At 70.1% G+C, this 22,279-nt stretch carries 21 protein-coding genes and 1 tRNA gene; 13 read left to right on the top strand and 9 right to left on the bottom strand.

Annotation, left to right across the window (positions count from 1 at the left end):
- On the top strand, positions 1–1,410 hold the full coding sequence (gene cysS / locus CRP27_RS13270) for a cysteine--tRNA ligase (protein ID WP_097181152.1): 1,410 nt from the start codon (positions 1–3) through the stop codon (positions 1,408–1,410).
- A gap of 28 nt (positions 1,411–1,438) precedes the next feature.
- The gene (gene rlmB / locus CRP27_RS13265; protein WP_097181151.1) at positions 1,439–2,449 is read left to right on the top strand and encodes a 23S rRNA (guanosine(2251)-2'-O)-methyltransferase RlmB; all 1,011 of its coding nucleotides are present in this window, start codon (positions 1,439–1,441) and stop codon (positions 2,447–2,449) included.
- Between the two features lie 355 nt (positions 2,450–2,804).
- Here the strand turns inward: rlmB and CRP27_RS13260 are convergent, their stop codons facing one another.
- Together CRP27_RS13260 and CRP27_RS13255 are read right to left on the bottom strand one after the other, a co-directional pair.
- Entirely contained in the window at positions 2,805–4,112 is a 1,308-nt protein-coding gene (locus CRP27_RS13260; RefSeq protein WP_097181150.1) for a DUF4032 domain-containing protein, read from the bottom strand.
- A gap of 91 nt (positions 4,113–4,203) precedes the next feature.
- Positions 4,204–5,304: an ABC transporter ATP-binding protein gene (locus CRP27_RS13255; RefSeq protein WP_097181149.1), complete on the bottom strand. Its 1,101-nt coding sequence runs from the start codon at positions 5,302–5,304 to the stop codon at positions 4,204–4,206.
- A gap of 241 nt (positions 5,305–5,545) precedes the next feature.
- Here CRP27_RS13255 and CRP27_RS13250 point away from each other — a divergent pair, with 241 nt between their 5' ends.
- Complete coding sequence (locus tag CRP27_RS13250) at positions 5,546–6,490, top strand: thioredoxin domain-containing protein (RefSeq protein WP_097181148.1); 945 nt, start codon at positions 5,546–5,548, stop codon at positions 6,488–6,490.
- A gap of 9 nt (positions 6,491–6,499) precedes the next feature.
- Here CRP27_RS13250 and CRP27_RS13245 read toward each other — a convergent pair whose 3' ends face one another.
- Positions 6,500–7,390, bottom strand: coding sequence for a neutral zinc metallopeptidase (locus tag CRP27_RS13245; protein ID WP_097181147.1), 891 nt, complete (start codon positions 7,388–7,390; stop codon positions 6,500–6,502).
- Positions 7,391–7,481: 91 nt separating this feature from the next.
- Here CRP27_RS13245 and CRP27_RS13240 point away from each other — a divergent pair, with 91 nt between their 5' ends.
- A complete protein-coding gene (locus tag CRP27_RS13240; protein WP_097181146.1) occupies positions 7,482–8,624 on the top strand; it encodes a glycerol dehydrogenase in 1,143 nt (380 codons plus the stop codon).
- A gap of 11 nt (positions 8,625–8,635) precedes the next feature.
- On the opposite strand, the gene CRP27_RS13235 is transcribed toward CRP27_RS13240, so the two are convergent.
- Positions 8,636–9,343 carry an NAD(P)H-hydrate epimerase gene (locus CRP27_RS13235; RefSeq protein ID WP_097181145.1) on the bottom strand — a complete coding sequence of 236 codons (708 nt, stop codon included), beginning with the start codon at positions 9,341–9,343 and terminating at the stop codon, positions 8,636–8,638.
- Between the two features lie 33 nt (positions 9,344–9,376).
- Here CRP27_RS13235 and CRP27_RS13230 point away from each other — a divergent pair, with 33 nt between their 5' ends.
- Entirely contained in the window at positions 9,377–10,162 is a 786-nt protein-coding gene (locus CRP27_RS13230) for an alpha/beta fold hydrolase (RefSeq protein WP_097181144.1), read from the top strand.
- Between the two features lie 53 nt (positions 10,163–10,215).
- On the top strand, positions 10,216–11,247 hold the full coding sequence (locus tag CRP27_RS13225; protein ID WP_097181143.1) for an aldo/keto reductase: 1,032 nt from the start codon (positions 10,216–10,218) through the stop codon (positions 11,245–11,247).
- Between the two features lie 203 nt (positions 11,248–11,450).
- On the opposite strand, the gene CRP27_RS13220 is transcribed toward CRP27_RS13225, so the two are convergent.
- Together CRP27_RS13220 and msrB are read right to left on the bottom strand one after the other, a co-directional pair.
- Positions 11,451–11,523, bottom strand: a tRNA-Thr gene (locus tag CRP27_RS13220).
- Positions 11,524–11,560: 37 nt separating this feature from the next.
- Complete coding sequence (msrB, locus tag CRP27_RS13215; RefSeq protein ID WP_079237238.1) at positions 11,561–11,971, bottom strand: peptide-methionine (R)-S-oxide reductase MsrB; 411 nt, start codon at positions 11,969–11,971, stop codon at positions 11,561–11,563.
- A gap of 66 nt (positions 11,972–12,037) precedes the next feature.
- On the opposite strand from msrB, the gene CRP27_RS13210 reads away from it, so the two are divergent.
- From CRP27_RS13210 to CRP27_RS13180, 7 genes are all read left to right on the top strand, one after another.
- Complete coding sequence (locus tag CRP27_RS13210; RefSeq protein WP_097181142.1) at positions 12,038–12,511, top strand: GNAT family N-acetyltransferase; 474 nt, start codon at positions 12,038–12,040, stop codon at positions 12,509–12,511.
- Positions 12,511–13,506 (top strand): DUF2332 family protein, encoded by a 996-nt coding sequence (locus tag CRP27_RS13205; RefSeq protein ID WP_097181141.1) that lies wholly within the window; start codon positions 12,511–12,513, stop codon positions 13,504–13,506. The genes CRP27_RS13210 and CRP27_RS13205 overlap by 1 nt, the downstream gene beginning before the upstream one ends.
- Positions 13,507–13,602: 96 nt before the next feature.
- The gene (locus CRP27_RS13200) at positions 13,603–13,899 is read left to right on the top strand and encodes a DUF3263 domain-containing protein (RefSeq protein WP_255257588.1); all 297 of its coding nucleotides are present in this window, start codon (positions 13,603–13,605) and stop codon (positions 13,897–13,899) included.
- Positions 13,896–14,477, top strand: coding sequence for a LytR C-terminal domain-containing protein (locus CRP27_RS13195; RefSeq protein ID WP_097181139.1), 582 nt, complete (start codon positions 13,896–13,898; stop codon positions 14,475–14,477). Before CRP27_RS13200 ends, CRP27_RS13195 begins: the two co-directional genes overlap by 4 nt.
- Before the next feature lie 158 nt (positions 14,478–14,635).
- On the top strand, positions 14,636–14,839 hold the full coding sequence (locus CRP27_RS13190) for a cold-shock protein (protein WP_022903461.1): 204 nt from the start codon (positions 14,636–14,638) through the stop codon (positions 14,837–14,839).
- 229 nt (positions 14,840–15,068) lie between these two features.
- Positions 15,069–16,688 carry a chaperonin GroEL gene (gene groL, locus CRP27_RS13185; protein WP_079237233.1) on the top strand — a complete coding sequence of 540 codons (1,620 nt, stop codon included), beginning with the start codon at positions 15,069–15,071 and terminating at the stop codon, positions 16,686–16,688.
- A gap of 640 nt (positions 16,689–17,328) precedes the next feature.
- The gene (locus tag CRP27_RS13180) at positions 17,329–17,862 is read left to right on the top strand and encodes a hypothetical protein (RefSeq protein WP_097181138.1); all 534 of its coding nucleotides are present in this window, start codon (positions 17,329–17,331) and stop codon (positions 17,860–17,862) included.
- A gap of 177 nt (positions 17,863–18,039) precedes the next feature.
- Here the strand turns inward: CRP27_RS13180 and CRP27_RS13175 are convergent, their stop codons facing one another.
- The 3 genes from CRP27_RS13175 to CRP27_RS13165 all read right to left on the bottom strand — a co-directional run bounded on the left by CRP27_RS13175 (position 18,040) and on the right by CRP27_RS13165 (position 22,264).
- Positions 18,040–19,740 (bottom strand): cell wall metabolism sensor histidine kinase WalK, encoded by a 1,701-nt coding sequence (locus tag CRP27_RS13175; RefSeq protein WP_097181137.1) that lies wholly within the window; start codon positions 19,738–19,740, stop codon positions 18,040–18,042.
- Between the two features lie 79 nt (positions 19,741–19,819).
- Positions 19,820–20,515 (bottom strand): response regulator transcription factor, encoded by a 696-nt coding sequence (locus CRP27_RS13170; protein ID WP_079237230.1) that lies wholly within the window; start codon positions 20,513–20,515, stop codon positions 19,820–19,822.
- Positions 20,516–20,566: 51 nt separating this feature from the next.
- Positions 20,567–22,264, bottom strand: coding sequence for a DNA repair helicase XPB (locus CRP27_RS13165; RefSeq protein WP_097181136.1), 1,698 nt, complete (start codon positions 22,262–22,264; stop codon positions 20,567–20,569).
- Positions 22,265–22,279: the final 15 nt, after the last annotated feature.

Here is a 22,279-nt window from a genome sequence, read left to right as displayed (position 1 = left end):
GTGACCGTTCGCCTCTACGACTCCCGCGCCGCTGCCGTCGTCGACCTCGTCCCGCTGGTCGACGGACACGTGAGCATGTACGTCTGCGGGCCGACGGTGCAGTCGTCGCCGCACATCGGTCACCTCCGTTCCGCACTCGTCTACGACGTCTGGCGCCGCTGGCTGAGCCACCGCGGGTACCGGGTCACCCTCGTGCGGAACGTCACCGACATCGACGACAAGGTGCTCGACCTCGCCGCCGGCACCGACGAGGAGTGGTTCGCCCGCGCGTACCGCGTCGAGCTCGAGTTCACGGCCGCGTACACGGCCCTCGGCATCCTGCCCCCGACGTACGAGCCGCGCGCGACCGCCAGCGTGCCGCAGATGCACGACATCATCGAGCGGCTCATCGAGCGGGGCCACGCGTACGCGGCGGCCGACGGCTCCGGCGACGTCTACTTCGACACCGGCAGTTGGGAGTCCTACGGCGCCCTCACCCGCCAGCGTCGCGAGGACATGGTCGAGGCCGCCGACGCCGACCCCCGCGGCAAGCGCGACCCGCGTGACTTCGCGCTCTGGAAGGGTGCCAAGCCCGGTGAGCCGACGACCGCGAACTGGGACTCGCCCTGGGGCCCCGGCCGTCCGGGCTGGCACATCGAGTGCTCGGCGATGTCCCGGCGCTACCTCGGTCCGGCGTTCGACATCCACGGCGGCGGACTCGACCTCCGCTTCCCGCACCACGAGAACGAGCTCGCGCAGTCGACCGCAGCAGGCGACCCGTTCGCCTCGTACTGGTTGCACAACGGCCTGGTCTCGGTCGACGGGCAGAAGATGTCGAAGTCGCTCGGCAACTCGGTCTTCGCCGCGGACATGCTCGGCTCCGCCCGGCCGATCGTCGTCCGGTACGCGCTCGGCGCCGCCCACTACCGTTCCACGATCGACCACCACGACGGGTCGCTCGCCGAGGCCGAGGCGGCGCTCGACCGGATCGCCGGCTTCCTCGCGCGCGCCCAGACCCGGCTCGAGGGGGTCTCGCTCGCCGACGCCCCGGGGGTGCCCGACGCGTTCGCTGCAGCCATGGACGACGACCTCTCGGTGCCCCAGGCCCTCGCCGTCCTGCACGAGACCGTCCGTGCCGGGAACGCCGCCCTGGACACCGACGATGCGGAAGCGGTCGGAACCGCGTACCATCAGGTGGCCGCGATGGTCGAGGTGCTCGGCATCGACCCGCGGGCCGACCACTGGTCCGGCGGTGGCCACGACGCATCGGCCGCACCACTCGCAGCCCTCGTCGAACGCCTCGTGCAGGAGCGTTCCGACGCCAGGGCGGCACGCGACTTCGCCACGGCCGACCGCGTGCGCGACGATCTCGCATCCGCGGGCATCACCATCGAAGACACCGCAGCTGGTACACGCTGGAGCATCGCCTGACAACGGCAGTGCCGGACAGGAGAGAGCAATGAAGAACGTCTCGGGGAGCAAGAAGGGTCGGCCCGGCGCCGTCCGCTCCGGCCGCAAGGGCAACAAGCAGGTCGGCTCCGGCGGCCAGGGCGCACAGGCGCTCGAGGGGCGCAAGCCGACCCCGAAGGCCGAGGACCGCCCGTACCACCCGGCCGGCAAGCGCAAGGCCGCGAAGGAGCGCTACGAGGCCGCACGCGGTCGTCACGGTGCGTCGAGCTCGCCGCAGCAGCGCACCGGCCGTCCGCCGCAGCGGAAGACCGACGACTCCGAGCTGGTCACCGGCCGCAACTCGGTGCTCGAGGCACTGCGCACGAAGACCCCGTCGACGACGCTCTACATCGCGTCCCGCATCGAGGTCGACGACCGCGTCAAGGAGATCCTGGCGCTCGCCAACCACCGCGGCGTGCCGATCATCGAGCTCATGCGCCCCGAGCTCGACCGCATCACCGGGCACGACAGCGTGCACCAGGGTGTCGCGCTCAAGGTCCCCGCGTACGAGTACGCCGTCGCCGAGGACCTCGTCGAGCGCGCCTTCGCGAAGGACGAGGTCCCGCTGGTCGTCGCGCTCGACGGCATCACGGACCCGCGCAACCTCGGAGCGATCATCCGCTCCACGGCGGCCTTCGGCGGCCACGGCGTCATCGTCCCGCAGCGTCGGTCCGTCGGTGTGACGGCCTCGGCGTGGAAGACCAGTGCCGGTGCCGCTGCCCGCACCCCGGTCGCGATGGCCCCGAACCTGACGCAGACCCTGAAGTCCCTCAAGTCGATGGGGCTGTTCGTGCTCGGCCTCGACGGTGACGGCGACGTGGAGCTCGACGGCCTCGAGCTCGCCGACCGTCCGATCGTGATCGTCGTCGGTTCGGAGGGCAAGGGCCTGTCGCGCCTCGTCACCGAGACCTGCGACGCGATCGTGTCGATCCCGATCTCGAGCGCGACGGAGTCCCTCAACGCGGGCATCGCCGCGAGCGTCACCCTGTGGGAGGTCGCCCGGCGCCGTCGCGCTGAGTAGCCGAACACGGCATGCCTGCACCGGGCATGCTGCGCCGAATCGGGCGTACCTGGTCGTTCCGATCGACCGGGTACGCCCGTTTCCACTTTCCATCGCGGCCGTTCTGGGAAGGAACGGGCGGGTCGGAGGAGGCGGACCGCTGGCCTGCGCTGTGGATCCGGCCCGCGCCTCCAGGCCGCCGTCGCGCAGGGCGTAGACCTGGCGAACCCGGGCGTGCTGTGCCGAATCGGGCGTACCTGGTCGTTCCGATCGACCGGGTACGCCCGTTTCCACTTTCCATCGCGGCCGTTCTGGGAAGGAACGGGCGGCGCGGGCCGGGGCGGCGCGGCGGGCGCAGGCGCGGGCGGCGCGCGCGTCAGACGGTGGCGCGCCAGTCCTCGACGTCGTCGGGGGAGGCCGGCGCGGCGTCCTCGACGACGGGGATCGGCAGCGTCATCGACGACGTCGGCGGGTTGATCAGCAGCCGCTCGTCACGGCGGTGCCGCAGCACGTCGTTGATGTACGCCGTCGTGGCCTCGGGGAGCGACACCGAGCGCTCCTCTTCCTGGGACATGAACCAGCGGTGCTCGAGCAGCTCGTGGAACACCTCGGCGGGTTCGAGGCGGCCCCGGAGGTCCCGCGGGATCGACCGGATGACCGGTTCGAACACCCGCGACACCCACTCGTGCGCCACCATCTCCTCGTCGAGCTGGTCGCGGCCGTTGCGCGCCCGGTACGAGTCGAGGTCGTTGAGCAGCCGCCGGGCCTGGTTCTCGCCGGCGTCGAGGCCGGTGAGGCGCAGCAGGCGACGCTGGTGGTGGCCGGCGTCGACGACCTTCGGCTGGATCCGCACCTGCGAGCCGCCCTCGGTCGTGTGGATCGAGAGCTCCTCGATGTCGAAGCCGAGTGCGTTGAGTCGCTCGACGCGGTCGTTGATCCGCCAGCGCTCCTTGATGTCGAACTGCTCGGTGCCAGTCAGTTCCTTCCAGAGCGTCCGGTACTGCGCGACGATCCGGTTCGACACGTCGACCGCGTCGGCGTTCTCGTCGAGGCGGCCGCCGGCTTCGAGGTCGAGGAGCTCGCCGGCGATGTTCACGCGGGCGACCTCGAGGTCGTTCTCGCGCTGCCCGTTGGACAGGCCGCCGGGGTAGAGCTTGCCGGTCTCGGCGTCGACGAGGTACGCCGCGAACGAGCCCGCGTCACGCCGGAACAGGGTGTTCGACAGCGAGACGTCACCCCAGTAGAAGCCGATCACGTGCAGACGGACCAGCAGCAGCGCGAGGGCGTCGACGAGGCGCGTCGCGGTCTCCGGACGGAGCGTCTGCGAGTACAGCGCGCGGTACGGCAACGAGAACCGCAGGTGTCGCGTGACGAGGACGGGGTGCAGCGGCTCACCATCAGCGCTGACCCGACCGGTGATGACGGCGACGGGGTCGACGCACGGGACGTCCATGCGCTGCAGGGTCCGGAGCATCTCGTACTCGGAGCGCGCGATCTCCTCGCCGGTCTCCTTCACGGCGGCGACGTACCCGCTGAGGTGCACGAACCGGACGAGGTGCCGCGAGATGCCCTTCGGCAACGCGACGATCGTGTCGTCCGGCCAGTCGGCGAGCGGCAGGTCCCACGGGAGGTCGAGGAGGCCGGGGTCGACCGAGGCTGCGGTGATGGACATCGAGTCGGACACGATGGGTTCCTCTGGGTGCGTGCGAGCGGTGGGACGGACGGGAGGCGCGGTGCCAGCTGGCACCGCGCCTCCCGTTGGTGGTCTTCCAGCGTTACGCGCTGACCACGGCCTTGTCGTCGAGACGCTCGCCCGACTCGGTGTCGAAGGCGTGCACGTGGCCCTGCTTCGGCGTCACCACGATGGTGTCGCCGATCGAGGGGTGCGAGCGGCCGTCGACGCGCGCGACGATGTCGACGCGCGAGCCCTTGACGTCGGCGTGACCGTACAGGTAGCCGTCGGCGCCGAGTTCCTCGACCACGTCGACCGTGACCGGCAGGCCCTCGCCCGACTGCGCCACGACGACGTCCTCGGGGCGGATGCCGACCGTGATGTTCCCGGAACGCGCGTTCGAGAGCGTGTCGCGGTCGATCGGGTGGTTCAGCGAGCCGAACTTGATGCCGCCCTCGACCACGTCGGCCGGCAGGAGGTTCATCGCCGGCGAGCCGATGAAGCCCGCGACGAAGACGTTGTTCGGCTTCTCGTACAGGTCGCGCGGCGAGCCGACCTGCTGCAGGATGCCGTCCTTGAGCACCGCGATGCGGTCACCCATGGTCAGCGCCTCGGTCTGGTCGTGCGTGACGTAGACCGTGGTGACGCCGAGACGACGCTGCAGCGAGGCGATCTGGGTGCGGGTCTGGACGCGGAGCTTGGCGTCGAGGTTCGACAGCGGCTCGTCCATGAGGAACACCTGCGGCTGACGGACGATCGCACGGCCCATCGCGACGCGCTGACGCTGACCACCCGAGAGGGCCTTCGGCTTGCGGCCGAGGTACTGCTCGAGGTCGAGGAGCTTCGCTGCCTCCTGCACGCGGGTGGCGCGCTCTTCCTTGCCGACGCCGGCGATCTTGAGCGCGAAGCCCATGTTCTCGGCGACGGTCATGTGCGGGTACAGCGCGTAGTTCTGGAACACCATCGCGATGTCGCGGTCCTTCGGCGGGACGTCGGTGACGTCGCGGTCGCCGATGCGGATGGCGCCGGAGTTGACCTCTTCGAGACCGGCCAGCATGCGCAGCGAGGTGGACTTCCCGCAGCCCGACGGGCCGACGAGGACGAGGAACTCGCCGTCGGCGACGTCCAGGTCGAGGGAGTCGACCGCGGGACGGTTGCCTCCGGGGTAGAGACGGGTTGCCTTGTCATAGGTGACGGACGCCATGAGCGTTCGGTCCTTCCTTCACCGGCAGGTACGTGCCGGACGATCCGAGTGAAGCGGTTGCCCGTGCGGGCCCCGGATGGTCGCCGTCGACCATCGAGGTTCATACAACACGATCTCCGCCGGGTGCGCCAGTGTTCTCACCTGGTTGGGTGGTTCCCATGGAGCCCCGCTACGATCGGCGGGTCCGTCCGCCGAGCGGGGGAAGGCCGTGCGGACGACGACCAAGTGAGGACCAGGACGCATGACCAACCGCCCCGAGGGTGACGCCCGCGCCGCGCGGAACGAACGACGTGAAGCGGCGCGGCAGCGCGCCCAGCGAGCCCGCACCCAGCAGAAGCGTCGCCAGCGCGGCGTCCGGCTCGGGCTGCAGATCGGCCTCGGCGTTGTGCTGCTCGCGGCCGCGACGATCGTGACGCTCGTCCTCGTCGACTCCGTGCAGCCCGCCGGCCCGGGCCCGTCGAACATGTCGCAGGGCGGGATCACGATCGGGCAGGACCTCAAGGCCGTCACCGCGTCGTCCCAGTCGCCGGCGCCGACCGCCACGGACGGCTCCGGCGCGGTCCGCATCACGATGTACGTCGACTACCTCTGCCCGACCTGCGGCCAGTTCGAGCAGGCCAACGGCGACTACATCGAGAGCCTCGTCGACTCCGGAGCGGCCACGGTGGACATCCACCCCCTCGCCACGCTGTCGAACCGCTCGCAGGGCACGAAGTACTCGCTCCGGGCAGCGAACGCCGCCGCCTGCGTCGCGGACCGCTCGCCGAACCAGTTCTTCGCCGTGAACGCGGCCCTGTTCGCGAAGCAGCCGGACCAGGGCACGGCGGGGCTGACCGACGCGCAGCTCACCCGGGTCGTCACCGGCGTCGACGGACTGCAGCAGCGTTCCGCGATCACGAAGTGCATCGAGGACCAGACCTTCAGCAAGTGGGTCGACGAGCGCACCAGCTCGGTCGTCGGCGGCGACGTCCCGGGTTCCTCCTCGAAGGAGTTCCCCGGGGTGCCGCTCGTGCTGGTGAACGGGCAGCGCTACGAGCTCACGTCGCCGATCACGAACGACGACTTCCGCACCTTCGTGGTGACGGCGGCGGGGGCGACCGAGTCCACGCCGACGCCGACCCCGACGCCGACGCCGAGTGCGACGCCGACCGGGACCGCGACGCCGAGCGCGACGCCCTCCAACTGACCGCAGTCGTCAGAGGGACGACCCCGGGACGCTGAACGTGTCGCACGAGGTCGCACCGCGCTGGTAGCCGCGCATGAACCAGTTCTGCCGCTGCTCGCTCGAGCCGTGCGTGAACGAGTCCGGGTCGACGCGCCCGCTCGACTTCTGCTGGATGCTGTCGTCTCCGACCGCACTCGCGGCGGACAGTGCGTCGTTGATCTCCGCGCGCGTGATCGGCTCGAAGAAGGTCTCCCCGTTCGCGTCCGTCGTGTTCGCGGCGTCCCCGACCCAGGCACCGGCGTAGCAGTCCGCCTGCAGCTCCACGCGGACGCTGCCCGACGAGGCACCGGTCCCCGACCGGTCCGTGCTGGCGAAGGCGCCCTGCAGCTGCTGGATGTGGTGGCCCCACTCGTGCGCGACGACGTACATCTGGGCGAGCGGACCGCCGGACGACCCGTACTTCGACTGCAGGTCGTCGTAGAAGGCGGTGTCGAGGTAGATCGCACGGTCCGGCGGGCAGTAGAACGGACCCGTCGCCGCCGAGGCCTGCCCGCACCCGGTGTCGGTCGCCCCGGTGAAGAGCACGAACCCGGGCGAGGTGTAGGAGATCCCGAGCTTGCCGGCCTCGGACGTCCAGTACCCGTCGAGCGACTCAGCAGCGCCCTCCATCCGGCACTCCACCTTGAGGTTGGCGTCCCGGCCGGTGCGGCACTCGCTCGCCGCGTCGACGGTCTCGCCCTGTTGCTGGATCTGCGTCGTGCCGCCACCGCCCACGAGCTGACTGATGTCGACCCCCGTGAACTGGGCGACGAGGAACACCACGATCGCGCCGACACCCACCGCGCCGCCGCCGATCGCCGCACCCCGGCCACGGCGCGTGACCTTCCCGCCCTTGAGCTGCGAGTCCTCGTTGAACGTCATGCCCCGAATGTACGGCCCGGAGGTGCGACGCGTACCGTCTGGGGCGTCGGTGATCCCGACACCTGTCGGACAACCTGGAAGGAACCACACCATGGCCACCCCCATCAGCACCGTGATGAGCCCCGCCCGTTACGTCCAGGGCAAGGACGCGATCACCCGCGTCGGCGAGTTCGTCGCGCCGATCGGGAAGCGCCCGCTCATCGTCGCCGACGACGTCGTCTGGGGGATCGTCGAGTCGGCCGTCCGGACGAGCTTCGACGCGGCCGGGCTGCCGGTCGAGCGGGTCGGGTTCGGACGGTTCGCGACGCCGCAGGCCATCGACGACCTCGTGACGAGGATCGGCGAGACCGAGGCGGACGTGATCGTGGGCCTCGGTGGTGGTTCGGCCATCGACGCGGCAAAGGCCTCGGGGCACCTGGCGGGCATCCGGTGGGCGAGCGTCCCGACGGCGGCGAGCACCGACGCCCCGACCTCCGCGCTCGCCGTCGTCTACTCCGAGGAGGGCGAGTTCATCGAGTACCGCTTCTTCCCGCACAACCCGGACCTCGTGCTCATCGACACGAAGCTCGTGGCGAACGCGCCCGTGCAGTTCCTCGTCGCGGGCATCGGCGACGCGCTCGCGACGTGGGTCGAGGCCCGTGCGGCGAAGCGCGCGCACGCCGACACCATGGCCGGTGGGCTGCAGACCGAGACGGGCGTCGCGCTCGCCGAGCTGTCCTGGAAGCTGCTGCACGAGAACGCCCTGCAGGCCATCGAGGCGGTCAAGGCCAAGGTCGTCACCCCCGCGCTCGAGAAGGTCGTCGAGGCGAACACGCTGCTGTCCGGCCTCGGGTTCGAGTCCGGCGGACTGGCAGCGGCGCACGCGATCCACAACGGACTGACCGCGGCCCCGCAGGCGCACGGTCTGGCGCACGGTCAGAAGGTCAACGTCGGGACGATCGCGCAGCTCGTGCTCGAGGGCGCCCCCGCGGAGGAGATCGAGGACTTCGTCGTCTTCACCACGAAGGTCGGGCTGCCGAACACGCTGACCGAGATCGGGTTGACCGTCGACGACCGCGACGTCCTGCTCGCCGTCGCCGAGGCCGCGACCGCCGAGGGCGAGACGATCCACAACATGCCGTTCCCGGTGACGCCGGAACTCGTGGTGGACGCCCTCGTGGCGATCGAGGGCATCTCCCGGAGCATCCGCGCCGAGCACGGCCTGCCGGAGCCGGTCCTGTACCGGCACCACTGACCGGATCGGGATCAGGTGCGGACCAGCGGCTCCGTCGTCGCCAGGTCCGCACCGATCCCGACGTCCACGAGCTCGATCCGCCCGGCGAGCGTGGCTGCCGGTCCCATCAGGAGCCCGGCCTTCACCCCGCCGAACGTGACCGTGACGTCGGCGTGCAGGACGTGCTCGTCGGCGATGCCGCCCGTGTCCACGTCGATGCCGCTCGGCACGTCGACCGCGACGACGAACGGGGCGCGCTGGTCGCGCGCGAGTTCCCGGATCGCGTCGACGACCTCGCGCGCGGGGGAGCGGAGGGCCGCGGGTCCCTGCACACCGATCCCGAGGATCCCGTCGAGCACGAGGTCCGCCTCGAGCGCGGCGGCGGTCGTGACGGCCGCCGGTCCGGCGGGACCGGTGGGGTCGTCCAGGAGGCGCGCCCCGGCGTCCAGCGCCGCTGCCAGGCCCGCCTCGTGGATGCGTGAGCCGACCCGCAGGACCGCCACGTGCCTCCCGGCCGATGCAAGGCGAGCACCCGCGAACAGGGCGTCCCCGCCGTTGTCGCCGCTGCCCACCAGCAGCAGGACCGATCCCGGTCCGTCGCCCGGCCGCACGGCCGGGTCGTCGAGCAGGTCGCCGACGATGCGCGCCAGTCCTTCGGCCGCGCGCTGCATGAGGGGCTCACCCGCGTCGAGGTGCGGCCGTTCCGCCGCCCGGATCTGATCGCCTCCGTAGCCGTCCATGGGACCACAGTGCCCCGGTAGCCTGGAGGGGACATGTCACTCGTCCCCGAAGCGCCCCGTCCCCGTGCCGTGATGTCCCCTGACGGCATGAAGATCGCCACCTACGACTTCGGCGACCCAGAGGCACCGGCCGTCGTCGCCGTGCACGGGTTCGCCTCCGGTGCGCTCCTCAACTGGCACGCCTCCGGCTGGACTCGTGACCTCGTCCGCGCCGGCTACCGGGTCGTCGCCCTCGACCAGCGTGGGCACGGTGCCAGCTCGAAGCCGCGCGACCCCGGCGCGTACTCGATGGACCTGCTCGTCGCCGACGTGACCGCCGTCATCGACACGTACCTGCTCGATGACGTCGCCTACCTCGGGTACTCGCTCGGCGCCCGGGTCGGGTGGCACACGGCCGAGCGGATCCCGGACCGGATCACCCGCGCGGTGTTCGGCGGCATCCCGGACGCCGACCCGATGCGGCGCGTGCGGGTCGACCAGGCGAAGGCGTTCCTCGCCGACGGCACGCCGATCGAGGACCGCGTGACGAACGGCTACCTGACGATGGCCGGGAACGTCGAGGGCAACGACCTCGCCGCGCTCGTCGCGATGGTCGAGGGCATGCGCGACAGCATCGAACCGACGCCCGAGAACGCACCGGCGCAGCCCGTGCTGATGGCCGCGGGCAGTGAGGACGGCATCAAGGACAGCGCCGTGCGGCTCGCCGCGGCGGCGCCGGATGCCTCGTTCTTCGAGATCCCGCGACGGAACCACTTCAACGCACCGACCTCCCGTCACTTCCGCGAAGCAGCCATCACCTTCCTGTCCGCCGCACGCTGACGGGTACTGCCAGGTCCTCGTTGTCGGAGCGGGCCGCGCGTACCGTCCCCGCCATGGACTACAGACTCCTCGGCAACAGCGGGACATCGGTGTCGACGCTGACCCTCGGCACCATGACGTTCGGCAGCGAAGCCGACGAACCCACCTCCCACACCATCATCGACACGTTCGTCGCGGCCGGCGGCACCCTGATCGACACGGCCGACGTGTACTCCGGCAACGAGTCCGAGCGGATCATCGGCCGCTGGCTCGCCGCGCACCCCACCGAGGCGCAGCAGGTCGTCCTCGCCACGAAGGGACGCTTCCCCCAGGGCGACGGCCCGAACGACGTGGGGCTGTCCCGTCGGCATCTCCGGGTGGCACTCGATGCGTCCCTCGAGCGGCTCGGCGTCGAGCACATCGACCTGTACCAGATGCACGCGTGGGACGCCCTGACGCCGATCGAGGAGACCCTCCGCTTCCTCGACGACGCCGTCTCCGCCGGGAAGATCGGCTCGTACGGCTTCTCGAACTACCTCGGCTACCAGATCACCAAGGCGGTCTACGAGGCTCGTGCCCGGCACTTCGCGCCGCCCGTCACCCTGCAGCCGCAGTACAACCTGCTCGTCCGCGACATCGAGCACGAGATCGTCCCCGCGTGCCTCGACGCCGGGATCGGCCTGCTGCCGTGGTCGCCCCTGGCCGGCGGCTGGCTCTCCGGCAAGTACCAGCGCGACGAGGCGCCGACCGGGAACACCCGGCTCGGTGAGAACCCGCAGCGCGGCATGGAGGCGTGGGAGGCCCGCAACGGGGACGAGCGCACCTGGGCCGTCCTCGACGCGGTGTCCGCGGTCGCCGACGCGCACGGGGCATCGCGGTCGCAGGTCGCCCTCGCGTGGCTGCTCGCCCGGCCAGCGGTGACGAGCGTCATCCTCGGCGCGCGCACGGTGTCGCAGCTCGAGGACAACCTCGGCGCCGCGGACCTCGTGCTCGACCAGGCCGAGCTCGACACCCTCACCGAGGTCAGTGCGCCGCGGATCGACGACTACCCGTACGGCACGGCGGGCGTCGCGCAGCGCGAGCGGAAGATCACGGGCGGACGCTGAGCGTCGGCTGTCCGGGTTCTGCGGCTTTCCGCGACCTTCGACGCCGGTGTGGACACTGCGTTCAGTGAGGTGTCACCATCACTGCACGACCGGCTGGTTACCGCGTCGAGCGCTCGGAACGCCCCCTGATCCGTGTTCCACGCGCCGAAGGCCCCGGGTGTTCCCACCCGGGGCCTTCGCATGCAGTGCTCCTGCACCGCGCGGGCCGGCAGCGGGACTTGAACCCGCAACCCCCGTATTACAAGTACGGTGCGCTACCAATTGCGCCATGCCGGCTGACGCGCCCCATCCTAGCGGCGGGCGCGCCCGGTGCTCACTCGCCCGCGGGCTGCTCCGCGAAGTTCAGCGAGATCGAGTTCATGCAGTACCGGTCGCCCGTCGGGGTGCCGAAACCGTCCGGGAACACGTGCCCGAGGTGCGACCCGCAGTTCGCGCAACGGACCTCGGTGCGTGCCATGCCGAGGGAGTTGTCCTCGAGCAGCTGCACCGCGTCCGGGTTCACCGACTCGTAGAACGACGGCCAGCCGCAGCCGGAGTCGAACTTCGTGCCGCTCTTGAACAGCTCCGCACCGCAGGCCGCACACGTGTAGACGCCGGCGCGCTCCTCGTCGAGGAGTTCACCGGTCCAGGGGCGTTCGGTGCCGGCCTGACGGAGGACGGCGTACTGGTCCGGGGAGAGTTCCTCGCGCCACTGGGCGTCGGACTTGTCGACGTTGTACGTCATTGTTTCCTCCTGCTTCCGGCCGGGCTCTTCCGGGGTGTTCCCGACCACTTCGGTAAACTCGCCACGATGTCCGAACATTCCGTGCACCACGCCCGTTGGGACCGTCTGACGACGGACGAACTGTACGGCATCGTGGTGCTGCGGAACCGCGTGTTCGCACTCGAACAACGCGTCACCGCCGAGGACTTCGACGGCCGTGACCGCGAAGCCGACACCGAGCACTGGTGGTTCGGCACGGACGCCGATGCGGTTGGGTACCTCCGGCTGATCCGTCCGGCACCCGACGAGGTCCACCCCGACGGCGCCGAGCCGCCCGCGTGGGTGATCGGTCGGGTCGCCACCGACCCCCGCCATCGAGGGAGGGGGATCGCGGGTCGGCTCGTCGCCGCGGTGCTCGAGGCCCACGGGCACGATGCCGTCGTCCTGCACGCCCAGGAGTACATCGTGGCCCTCTACGAACGCCACGGGTTCACGCGCTTCGGCGCCCCCTACGACGAGGCCGGCATCCGCCACGTCGGCATGCACCGTCCCGGTCACTGATGGACACGCGGGAGCGGTACGCCGCCTACGCGGAGCGCATCGCGGGAGCCTCGCCGTCCTACGCCGCCTGGGCGCGGTCGCTGGACGACCGCATGGTGGCCATGCTCGACGAGGTCCCGGAGTCGAAGCGGCAGCCCGAGCTGCTCTTCGCGGTCGCGCGGCGGCTGGGTGCGGATCCGTCTGATCCCGGTGCGCTGCGCGCGCTCGGCCTGGAGGCACGTCCCGCCCTGGTCGCGGCCCTCGCCTCCGCCACGGTGCAGGCCAACGACCCGCGGCGGCTCGCCCCGGTCGTCCCGCTGTTCGCGGCGCTCGCCGCACGGGTGGGCCGGCCGCTCGGCCTGGTCGACGCGGGGGCCGCGGCGGGACTCTGCTCGATCCCGGACCGCGTGACGCTCGACCACCGACGCGGGGACGCCCTCGTCCGGATCCGCACGGCGCCGAGCGACCCGTCGGTGCACCTCACCGCGGACGTCTCCGGCGTCGAGGTCCTGCCGACGACCACGCCGATCGCCGTCGGGGCCCGGATCGCCCTCGACCCGAACCCGATCGACCTCGCCGAGCCGCACGCGTTCGACCGGCTCGTCGAGGCCGTCCCGCCCGAGGCGACGGACCGCACCGCCCTGATGCGCGAGGCGGCGCGCGCGACGCTCGCCGTGCCTCCAGTCCGGATCCGGGGCACGCTGCCCGGTGACCTCGACCGTTCTCTGGACGCCCTGCCGGACGGCGTCGTCCCGGTCGTCCTGACGACCGGGACGCTCGTCTACGTCCCCGGAGCGGACCGCCAGCGGTTCGTCGACGGGGTGCACGACCGCGGTGTGCACTGGATCGCGCTCGAACGGACGGGCATCCTCAGCGGCGTCGCGGCGACCCTGCCGGACGACGTCGATCCCGCCGACCCCGATGCGTTCGCGACCGCCTCGCTCGACGGCGTGGCGATGGCCGTCTCCGACCCGTTCGGCGTGCGCGTGCGGTGGCTGCGCGATCCGAACCTGTGACCGGTCTTCGCGACAGTCCAGCGGCGTGCCAGGGTCCGGATGATCTCCACCCCTACGATGTGCGAGACCCGTTACCTCACCGTGATCGGAACCGCAGTGACCGCCACACCCGTCGAGCTCGACGAGCTCGCCAAGCACGTGCTCGCCTTCGAGCACGACCGGGCACGGCACGACCGCACGAAGGAAGCGGAGATCCGGGTCGAGTTCGACATGTCGCCGGCGCGGTACTACCAGGTGCTGAACCGTGTGATCGACTCGCCCGCGGCGCTCGCGTACGACCCGCAGCTGGTCTCCCGGCTGCAGCGGCTCCGCCACGCGCGCACCAGTGCCCGGGCGGCGCGCAGCTTCGTCGCTCCCGGCGCAGCACCCGAAGGACGTGAAGAGGAACGATGACGACGAGATACCCCCGAGACCGGTTCGACGACGTCGCCGACGGCCCGCGGGTCGGAGCGCACCGGGGCGCGCAGCGCCGGGGCCGCGGCTGGATCGCGTTCGCCTGGGCCGCCCTCGCCACGGGTGTGCTCGTCGGGATCGGGGTGCTCGTCCTCGCCCTGCTGAACGGCAGCTACTCCTTCGACGGTTCGACGTCTCCGTCGGCGTCGTCCTCGGCGTCCGCGTCGGCGACCGCCGAACCGTCGTCGTCGCCGTCGTCCTCGGCGCCGCAGGCCCCAGCGGCCGGGACGCCCGCCGACCAGGGGACGACGAGCGTCGTGGTCCTGAACGGCACGACGACGACCGGCCTCGCGGCGAAGGCCAGTGCCGCGCTGACCTCGGCCGGGTGGAAGGTCACGTCGACCGGGGACGCGGGCACGACCGGGACGACCGCGACGATCGTGTACTACCAGCAGGCGGCACAGGCGTCGGTCGCGCAGGGGATCGCGAAGTCCCTGGGCGTGACCGCGGTGCAGCAGTCGGCGGCGTTCCCGAATGCCGACATCAGCGTCGTGCTCGGTGCCGACTACGCCGGTTGACGCATTTGTGACGGGCGTGTTTCAGGCACGTTGATTCTTGTCGGAATCATCGTGAAAGAACGTCACACCCCTTGCCCTGTCGGCATTGTTCGGTAAGAGTCGTGCCAAGACGGCGACTGCGTCGTCCGGAACAGCACCACCGCAGGGAGCAAGAGATCATGGCCAACGGAACCGTGAAGTGGTTCAACGCCGAGAAGGGCTTCGGCTTCATCACCGTCGATGGAGGGGGCCAGGACGTGTTCGTGCACTACTCGGCAATCGACATGTCGGGCTACAAGGTCCTCGAGGAGGGCCAGGCAGTGACGTTCGACGTCGGCACCGGGTCGAAGGGGCCGCAGGCCGAATCGGTCCGTCCCGCCTGAGCGTCGTCTCCGGCGAACCACTTCGAACGCGTCGTCCCGTCAGGGGCGGCGCGTTCTTCCGTGCCGGGCTGCACGACCGCTCGCCGGTGCGTGTCCTGGGAACTCGACCCGTGCCTCCCGTCGGTGTTGCACTCGACCCCTGCGAGTGCCAGAATCGGCGTTGGCACTCGCTCACGCTGAGTGCCAGCACGACCCCCATGACGACGTCCGGGAGGGACGAGAAACTCACATGGCAAAGATCATTGCTTTCGACGAAGAGGCCCGTCGCGGCCTCGAGCGCGGCCTCAACATCCTGGCCGACGCCGTGAAGGTGACGCTCGGCCCGCGCGGCCGCAACGTCGTCCTCGAGAAGAAGTGGGGCGCCCCCACGATCACGAACGACGGTGTCTCCATCGCCAAGGAGATCGAGCTCGACGACCCGTACGAGAAGATCGGTGCGGAGCTCGTCAAGGAGGTCGCCAAGAAGACCGACGACGTCGCCGGTGACGGTACGACCACCGCGACCGTCCTCGCCCAGGCACTCGTCCGCGAGGGCCTCCGCAACGTCGCCGCCGGTGCCGACCCCGTGTCGCTGAAGCGCGGCATCGAGAAGGCCGTCGCCGCCGTCTCCGACCAGCTCCTCCTCAACGCCAAGGACATCGAGACCAAGGACCAGATCGCCGCCACCGCGTCGATCTCCGCCGCGGACCCGACGATCGGCGCGCTCATCGCCGAGGCCATCGACAAGGTCGGCAAGGAAGGCGTCGTCACCGTCGAGGAGTCGAACACCTTCGGCACCGAGCTCGAGCTCACCGAGGGCATGCGCTTCGACAAGGGCTACCTGTCGCAGTACTTCGTCACCGACCCCGAGCGTCAGGAAGCCGTCTTCGAGGACGCCTACATCCTGATCGTCAACTCGAAGATCTCGAACATCAAGGACCTCCTGCCGGTCGTCGACAAGGTGATCCAGGCGGGCAAGCAGCTCCTGATCATCGCCGAGGACGTCGACGGTGAGGCCCTGGCCACGCTCGTCGTGAACAAGATCCGCGGCATCTTCAAGTCCGTCGCCGTCAAGGCCCCGGGCTTCGGCGACCGTCGCAAGGCCATGCTGCAGGACATCGCGATCCTCACCGGCGGCCAGGTCATCTCGGAAGAGGTCGGCCTCAAGCTCGAGAACGCCACGCTCGACCTGCTCGGCAAGGCACGCAAGGTCATCATCACCAAGGACGAGACGACCATCGTCGAGGGTGCTGGCGACGAGGAGCAGATCGCGGGCCGCGTCCGTCAGATCCGCTCCGAGATCGAGGCGACCGACTCCGACTACGACCGCGAGAAGCTCCAGGAGCGCCTCGCGAAGCTCGCCGGTGGCGTGGCCGTCATCAAAGCCGGTGCCGCGACCGAGGTCGAGCTCAAGGAGCGCAAGCACCGCATCGAGGACGCCGTCCGCAACGCGAAGGCCGCCGTCGAAGAGGGCATCGTCGCCGGTGGTGGCGTCGCGCTCATCCAGGCGTCCATCGTGCTCGACTCCCTCGAGCTCGAGGGCGACGAGGCGACCGGTGCGAACATCGTCCGCGTCGCGATCGACGCGCCGCTCAAGCAGATCGCGCTGAACGCTGGTCTCGAGCCGGGCGTCGTCGCCGCCAAGGTCCGCGAGCTCGAGTCCGGCCACGGCCTCAACGCCGCGACCGGTGAGTACGTCGACCTCGTCGCCGCGGGCATCATCGACCCGGCCAAGGTCACGCGCTCGGCGCTGCAGAACGCTGCGTCGATCGCCGGTCTGTTCCTCACGACCGAGGCCGTCGTCGCCGACAAGCCGGAGCGCACCCCTGCTGCCCCGGCCGGCGACCCGACGGGTGGCATGGACTTCTAAGCAGTCCTTCCGGAAGGGCCTCGCACGCTGCGCGTGCGGGGCCCTTCCGCGTGCGCGGGTGGGTGGGTGGGTGGGGTTCCCGAGGTTCCAAATTCTCGGCATCTCGCGTCAGCAACCCGCCAGTTGCCGCACATCCGCAACACGCGGACGGCGTGTTGTGGAACCTCGATCGGTTGCGTGCGCTGTCCGCCTGGAGGCGCGGATCACCTCGTTCTCCACAGATGCGTCATCCAGGCCCCGGCCTGGGCAAGGAGCGCGGAACACTCGCTCCATGGGGAGTCGACCGACACGTGTACAGGAGCCGACCGGAGCGTTCCGCGTCCGTGAGGCGATCGCTGCTGGGGTGTCGCCGTCGCGGCTGACGAGACGTGACCTCGAAGCTCCCGTGCACGGCGTTCGGTCTCGAGCGGGCATTCCCATCACGACAGTCGAGGCGATCGCGCTCGTGCTCCGCGGCGATCAGTTCATCAGTCACACGACGGCCGCCGAGTTGTGGGGCGCTCCCCTCCCGCGCCGACCCGGTGATGCGCTCGTGCACGTCACATCGATCGGCACAGCACCCGTGATGCGACGGCCACAGGTCACACCCCATCGACTCCGATCTGACACGTTCCGTCCCGAGCGGGTTCGAGGCATCCCCGTGAGCGGGCCAGCACGTGCCTGGTTCGAGTGCTCGTCACTCCTCTCCGAAACCGATCTCGTCGTCCTCGGCGACTACTTCGTCGGGCCGGCCGGACTCGCGACCATCGACGGGCTCCGGGCTGCGATCGTGCCCGGATCGCGGTCGTCGAAGAAGGCGAGGGCTGCGCTCGGACGGATCCGGTCCGGCGTCGAGTCACCCATGGAAACGCGGTTCCGCCTCGTGGTGATCGATGCGGGAATCCCGGAGCCGGCAGTGAACGAGGACGTCGTGGACGACGCGGGGACGTTCCTCGGACGCCCAGACCTCTCGTGGCCGGACGTCCGGATCGCGCTCGAGTACGACGGAGACCACCATCGCGAGCAGCGCACGTTCCAGCACGATCAGCGACGCTCGAACGGATTCGTGGTGAACGGTTGGATCGTCATCCATGCGACGTCGATGGATGCTGGACGCCCGACGGTCCTCCTCGAACGGCTCCGGCAGGCATTCGTGCAACGCCGACTCGAGGAAGCGCGCCGCTCAGCAGCATGACGTGAGCCCGACGTCGTGACGACCTGGACGGGGTTGGCTCGCTCTCATCCCGCCGAGGTTCCAAGACATGCCGTGTGCGCGGTGCGGGGGTTCCGGAGAAGCCTACGAGCGCGTTCGAGATGCCGAGATTTTGGAACCTGGGGCGGGCGGGGCGGGCGGGCGCGGTGCGGCGCGGCGTCAGGCGCCGGGCGCCGGGGCCGCGTAGTCGCGGGGGAGCAGGGGGAGCCAGACGCGGAAGGTGGCTCCGCCGCCCTCGGTGTCGAAGACCTCGACCGACCCGTGGTGCGCCGCGACGATGCCCGACACGATGGCGAGCCCGAGGCCCGAGCCACCGGTGTCCCGAGCGCGCGAGGTGTCGGCCCGCCAGAAGCGCTGGAAGATCTTGTCGCGCAGCTGCGGCGGGATGCCCTCGCCGTGGTCGATCACGTCGATGTGCGCCATGCCGCGTTCGTCGTCCACGCCGATGCCGATCTCGATCGGGTCGTCGTGCTCGGTGAACCGCATGGCGTTGCCCATCAGGTTCGTGACGATCTGGCGGATCTTGTTCTCCTCCGCCAAGACGATCGGCGGACGCTTCGGCAGCACGACCGTGGGCAGCGGCGTCGTCTCGTCACTCGGAGCGAGGTCGCCGTCGACGCCCATCGCCCGGGTGCGACGGGCACGCAGCCGTGCGATCGTCTGGCGCGAGAACGCGATCGGTCCGGTGGTGTTCGCGGACGTGGGGGAGACCGGAGGGGAGTCGCCCGAGCCGGAGCCCGGTGCCGACGCCGGACGGACGGCGTGCGGGACGCTCTCGCCGGTGACCGAGTCCTCGACGAGCACCTGGATCTCGCGGTCGGGGTTCGACGCCATGGTGTCGAGCGCGGAGTCGCGGGCGATGGCGACGAGGTCCACCGGCCCGAGCTCGAGCGGCTTCGACTCGTCGATGCGGGCGAGCTGCAGGAGGTCCTGCACGAGGAGGCCCATGCGCTGGGCTTCCTTCTCGATGCGCTCCATCGCCTGCGCGACGTCCTCTTCCTTGCGGAGTGCGCCCATCCGGTACAGCTCGGCGTACCCGCGCAGTGAGACGAGCGGCGTGCGGAGTTCGTGCGAGGCGTCCCCGACGAATCGGCGCATCTGGTCGATGGTGCGCTGGCGGTCCTCGAACGCGGTGTCGATGCGCTCGAGCATGGAGTTCAGGGAGCGGTTGAGGCGCCCGACCTCGGTGTTCGGGGTGTCCGACTCGAGTCGCTGGTTGAAGTCGCCGGCGGCGAAGCGCGCAGCGGTGTCCTCGACGTCGCGCAGCGGGTCGAAGGTCGCCGTCACGAGGAGTCGGGTGAGCATAGCGCCGAGCAGGATGACCGAGATCCCGAACCCGAGGAAGATGACGGTGAAGCGGGCGATCGTCTGGTCGGTGTCGGCGCTGGACACCGCGACCAGGACGTAGCCCGTCTCGGTGGTGCCGTTCGACTGGTCCTGCAACGAAGCCGGGATGACCTGGGCACGCCACTCGTGGTTGTGCTGGCTGTCGTAGAGCGAGAAGCGGACGCCGCTCTGGGCCGCGGCCGAGAAGTCGAGCTGTCGGATGTCGGGCCGGCTGGACGCCTTCGTCTGGCAGATCCGGTCGCTGTCCGAGTTGTAGGCGGCGACGTAGGCGCTCTGCGACAGGACGACGGACAGCTTGCAGTACTGCTCGCCGTCGCTGATGTTCTGACCCTCGAGCTGCTCGGTCGTGTTCTTCACACTGGTGTCGAGCTGCGACATGAGGTAGGTCGAGAGCACCGTCATGGTGCCGAGCCCGGCGACGAGCAGGCCGAGCGCCACCAACAGGACCGTGATCCCGGTGATCTTGGTGCGCAGGGAGATCCCGTCCCACCAGCGGCTCATTCGCGTGTGCATGCTTCCCCAACGATAGGCGGCGGCCGCGGGTCGAAACCCGACGGCCGCCGTGAAGACGGACCCAGAAGTCCGAGAGGCGCTACGAGGCCTTCGTCGCCTTGAGCATGTAGCCGAAGCCGCGCTTCGTCTGGATGATCGGCTCGGCCGAGTACTGGTCGAGCTTCCGACGCAGGTACGAGATGTACGACTCGACGATGCCGGCGTCGCCGTTGAAGTCGTACTCCCACACGTGGTCGAGGATCTGGGCCTTCGACAGCACGCGGTTCGGGTTGAGCATGAGGTAGCGGAGCAGCTTGAACTCGGTGGGGGAGAGCTCGATCTGCGCGTCGCCGATGGTGACCTCGTGCGTGTCCTGGTCCATCGTGAGTTCGCCGGCGCGGATGATCGCGTCCTCTTCGTCGTTCATGGTGCGACGGAGGATGGCCTTGATGCGGGCGACGATCTCGTCGAGCGAGAACGGCTTGGTGACGTAGTCGTCGCCGCCGACGGTGAGGCCGGTGATCTTGTCCTCGGTGTCGTCCTTCGCGGTGAGGAACAGGATCGGCGAGGTGTAGCCCGACGAGCGGAGGCGCTTCGTGACGCCGAAGCCGTTCATGTCGGGGAGCATCACGTCGAGGATGATCAGGTCCGGCTCTTCTTCCAGCACGGCGGAGATCGCCTGAGCGCCGTTGCCCACTGCGCGCACGGCGAAGCCGGCGAAGCGCAGCGAGGTCGTCAGGAGGTCGCGGATGTTCGGCTCGTCGTCGACGATCAGGATCTTGGGGCCATCGCTCATGGTCCTATCTTCTGACCGTTCCCTAATGGTTTCCTGGGAGCGGTGCGTGCGTCAGCCCACGGGCGCCTGGACCTGATCGGCGTCGAGGATCGTGTAGGAGTACCCCTGCTCGGCCAGGAAGCGCTGCCGGTTCTGCGCGAAGTCCTGGTCGACGGTGTCGCGGGTCACGAGCGTGTAGAACGACGCCGGGAGTCCGTCCTTGTTCGGGCGCAGGAGTCGGCCGAGTCGCTGGGCTTCTTCCTGCCGCGAGCCGAACGACCCGGAGACCTGGATCGCCACGGTCGCGTCGGGCAGGTCGACTGAGAAGTTCGCGACCTTCGAGACCACGAGCACGTCGATCGATCCGTCGCGGAACGCCTGGTACAGCCGCTCGCGTTCGTCGACGGGCGTCGCGCCGGTGATCTCCGCGGCGTCCAACGACGACGCCAGGTCGTCGAGCTGGTCGATGTACTGCCCGATCACGAGGATCTGCTCCCCGCGGTGCTTCTCGATGAGTTCCCGGACGACCGGGGTCTTCGCGGGCGAGGTCGCCGCCAGCCGGTACCGCTCGTCGTCGCTCGACGCCGCGTACTCGAGTCTGTCCTGGTGGGGCAGGTCGATGCGGACCTCGAAGCACTCGGCGGGGGAGATGTAGCCCTGCGCCTCGATCTCCTTCCACGGGGCGTCGTAGCGCTTCGGCCCGATGAGGGAGAACACGTCGCCCTCGCGGCCGTCCTCGCGCACGAGGGTCGCGGTGAGGCCGAGCCGTCGGCGGGCCTGCAGGTCGGCGGTCAGCTTGAACACCGGCGCGGGCAGGAGGTGCACCTCGTCGTACACGATGAGCCCCCAGTCGAGGGCGTCGAGCAGCGACAGGTGCGTGTACTCGCCCTTCCGGCGGGCGGTGAGGATCTGGTAGGTCGCGATCGTGACCGGCCGGATCTCCTTGGCGCTGCCGGAGTACTCGCCGATCTCGTCCTCGGTCAGGGTGGTCCGGCGGAGGAGCTCGGACCGCCACTGCCGAGCGGAGACGGTGTTCGTGACGAGGATGAGCGTCGTCGCCTTCACGGTCGCCATCGCGCCGGCACCGACGAGCGTCTTGCCGGCACCACAGGGCAGCACGACCACGCCCGACCCCTGCGCGAAGAAGGTGTCCACGGCCTGCTCCTGGTACGGACGCAGACTCCACTCCGAGGTGTCCAGGTCGATGGCGTGTGGTTGGCCCGGGGTGTAGCCGGCGAGGTCCTCCGCCGGCCAGCCGAGCTTCACGAGCTCCTGCTTGATCTGCCCGCGCGCCCACGGCAGCAGCTCGACCTCTTCCGAGGAGCGCATGTTGCCCAGCAGCGGCTTGATGCGCTTCGACCGGATGACCTCGGCCAGCACCGACGGCTCGGTCGCGGTGAGCAGCAGGACCGGCTGGAGTTCGAGCTCCTCGGACGGGGAGTTCGCGATCGCCGGAGCGTCCGGGCGCTCTTCGCGCCGGATGACGAGCCGCCCGTAGCGCGCGACGGTGTCCCGGATGTCCACCGTCACGCTCTGCGGCACGGGGAACTTCGCGAAGTGCTCGAGCGTGTGGATCATGCTCTCGGCGTCGTGTCCGGCCGCGCGCGCGTTCCAGAGTCCGAGCCGTGTGATGCGGTACGTGTGCACGTGCTCGGGAGCACGTTCGAGCTCGGCGAAGACCGCGAGGTCGTGGCGTGCGTCCTCGGCGTCGGGGTGTGCGACCTCGAGGAGCACGGTGCGGTCGCTCTGCACGATCAGCGGTCCGTTCATGACGGATCAGCCTAG

Origin of the sequence: Curtobacterium sp. 314Chir4.1 (genome assembly GCF_900215175.1) — a bacterium.
GTDB classification, from domain to species: Bacteria; Actinomycetota; Actinomycetes; order Actinomycetales; family Microbacteriaceae; genus Curtobacterium; species Curtobacterium pusillum_A.
This window is presented reverse-complemented; position numbering and strand designations above follow the sequence as displayed.

What these genes read in the sequence shown, in the direction of transcription:
- rlmB (WP_097181151.1), top strand. Translation starts at nt 1,439, where the DNA reads ATGAAGAACGTCTCGGGGAGCAAGAAGGGTCGGCCCGGCGCCGTCCGC.
- CRP27_RS13255 (WP_097181149.1), bottom strand. Translation starts at nt 5,304, where the DNA reads ATGGCGTCCGTCACCTATGACAAGGCAACCCGTCTCTACCCCGGAGGC.
- CRP27_RS13250 (WP_097181148.1), top strand. Translation starts at nt 5,546, where the DNA reads ATGACCAACCGCCCCGAGGGTGACGCCCGCGCCGCGCGGAACGAACGA.
- CRP27_RS13245 (WP_097181147.1), bottom strand. Translation starts at nt 7,390, where the DNA reads ATGACGTTCAACGAGGACTCGCAGCTCAAGGGCGGGAAGGTCACGCGC.
- CRP27_RS13240 (WP_097181146.1), top strand. Translation starts at nt 7,482, where the DNA reads ATGGCCACCCCCATCAGCACCGTGATGAGCCCCGCCCGTTACGTCCAG.
- CRP27_RS13235 (WP_097181145.1), bottom strand. Translation starts at nt 9,343, where the DNA reads ATGGACGGCTACGGAGGCGATCAGATCCGGGCGGCGGAACGGCCGCAC.
- CRP27_RS13230 (WP_097181144.1), top strand. Translation starts at nt 9,377, where the DNA reads ATGTCACTCGTCCCCGAAGCGCCCCGTCCCCGTGCCGTGATGTCCCCT.
- CRP27_RS13225 (WP_097181143.1), top strand. Translation starts at nt 10,216, where the DNA reads ATGGACTACAGACTCCTCGGCAACAGCGGGACATCGGTGTCGACGCTG.
- msrB (WP_079237238.1), bottom strand. Translation starts at nt 11,971, where the DNA reads ATGACGTACAACGTCGACAAGTCCGACGCCCAGTGGCGCGAGGAACTC.
- CRP27_RS13210 (WP_097181142.1), top strand. Translation starts at nt 12,038, where the DNA reads ATGTCCGAACATTCCGTGCACCACGCCCGTTGGGACCGTCTGACGACG.
- CRP27_RS13205 (WP_097181141.1), top strand. Translation starts at nt 12,511, where the DNA reads ATGGACACGCGGGAGCGGTACGCCGCCTACGCGGAGCGCATCGCGGGA.
- CRP27_RS13195 (WP_097181139.1), top strand. Translation starts at nt 13,896, where the DNA reads ATGACGACGAGATACCCCCGAGACCGGTTCGACGACGTCGCCGACGGC.
- CRP27_RS13190 (WP_022903461.1), top strand. Translation starts at nt 14,636, where the DNA reads ATGGCCAACGGAACCGTGAAGTGGTTCAACGCCGAGAAGGGCTTCGGC.
- groL (WP_079237233.1), top strand. Translation starts at nt 15,069, where the DNA reads ATGGCAAAGATCATTGCTTTCGACGAAGAGGCCCGTCGCGGCCTCGAG.
- CRP27_RS13175 (WP_097181137.1), bottom strand. Translation starts at nt 19,740, where the DNA reads ATGCACACGCGAATGAGCCGCTGGTGGGACGGGATCTCCCTGCGCACC.
- CRP27_RS13170 (WP_079237230.1), bottom strand. Translation starts at nt 20,515, where the DNA reads ATGAGCGATGGCCCCAAGATCCTGATCGTCGACGACGAGCCGAACATC.
- CRP27_RS13165 (WP_097181136.1), bottom strand. Translation starts at nt 22,264, where the DNA reads ATGAACGGACCGCTGATCGTGCAGAGCGACCGCACCGTGCTCCTCGAG.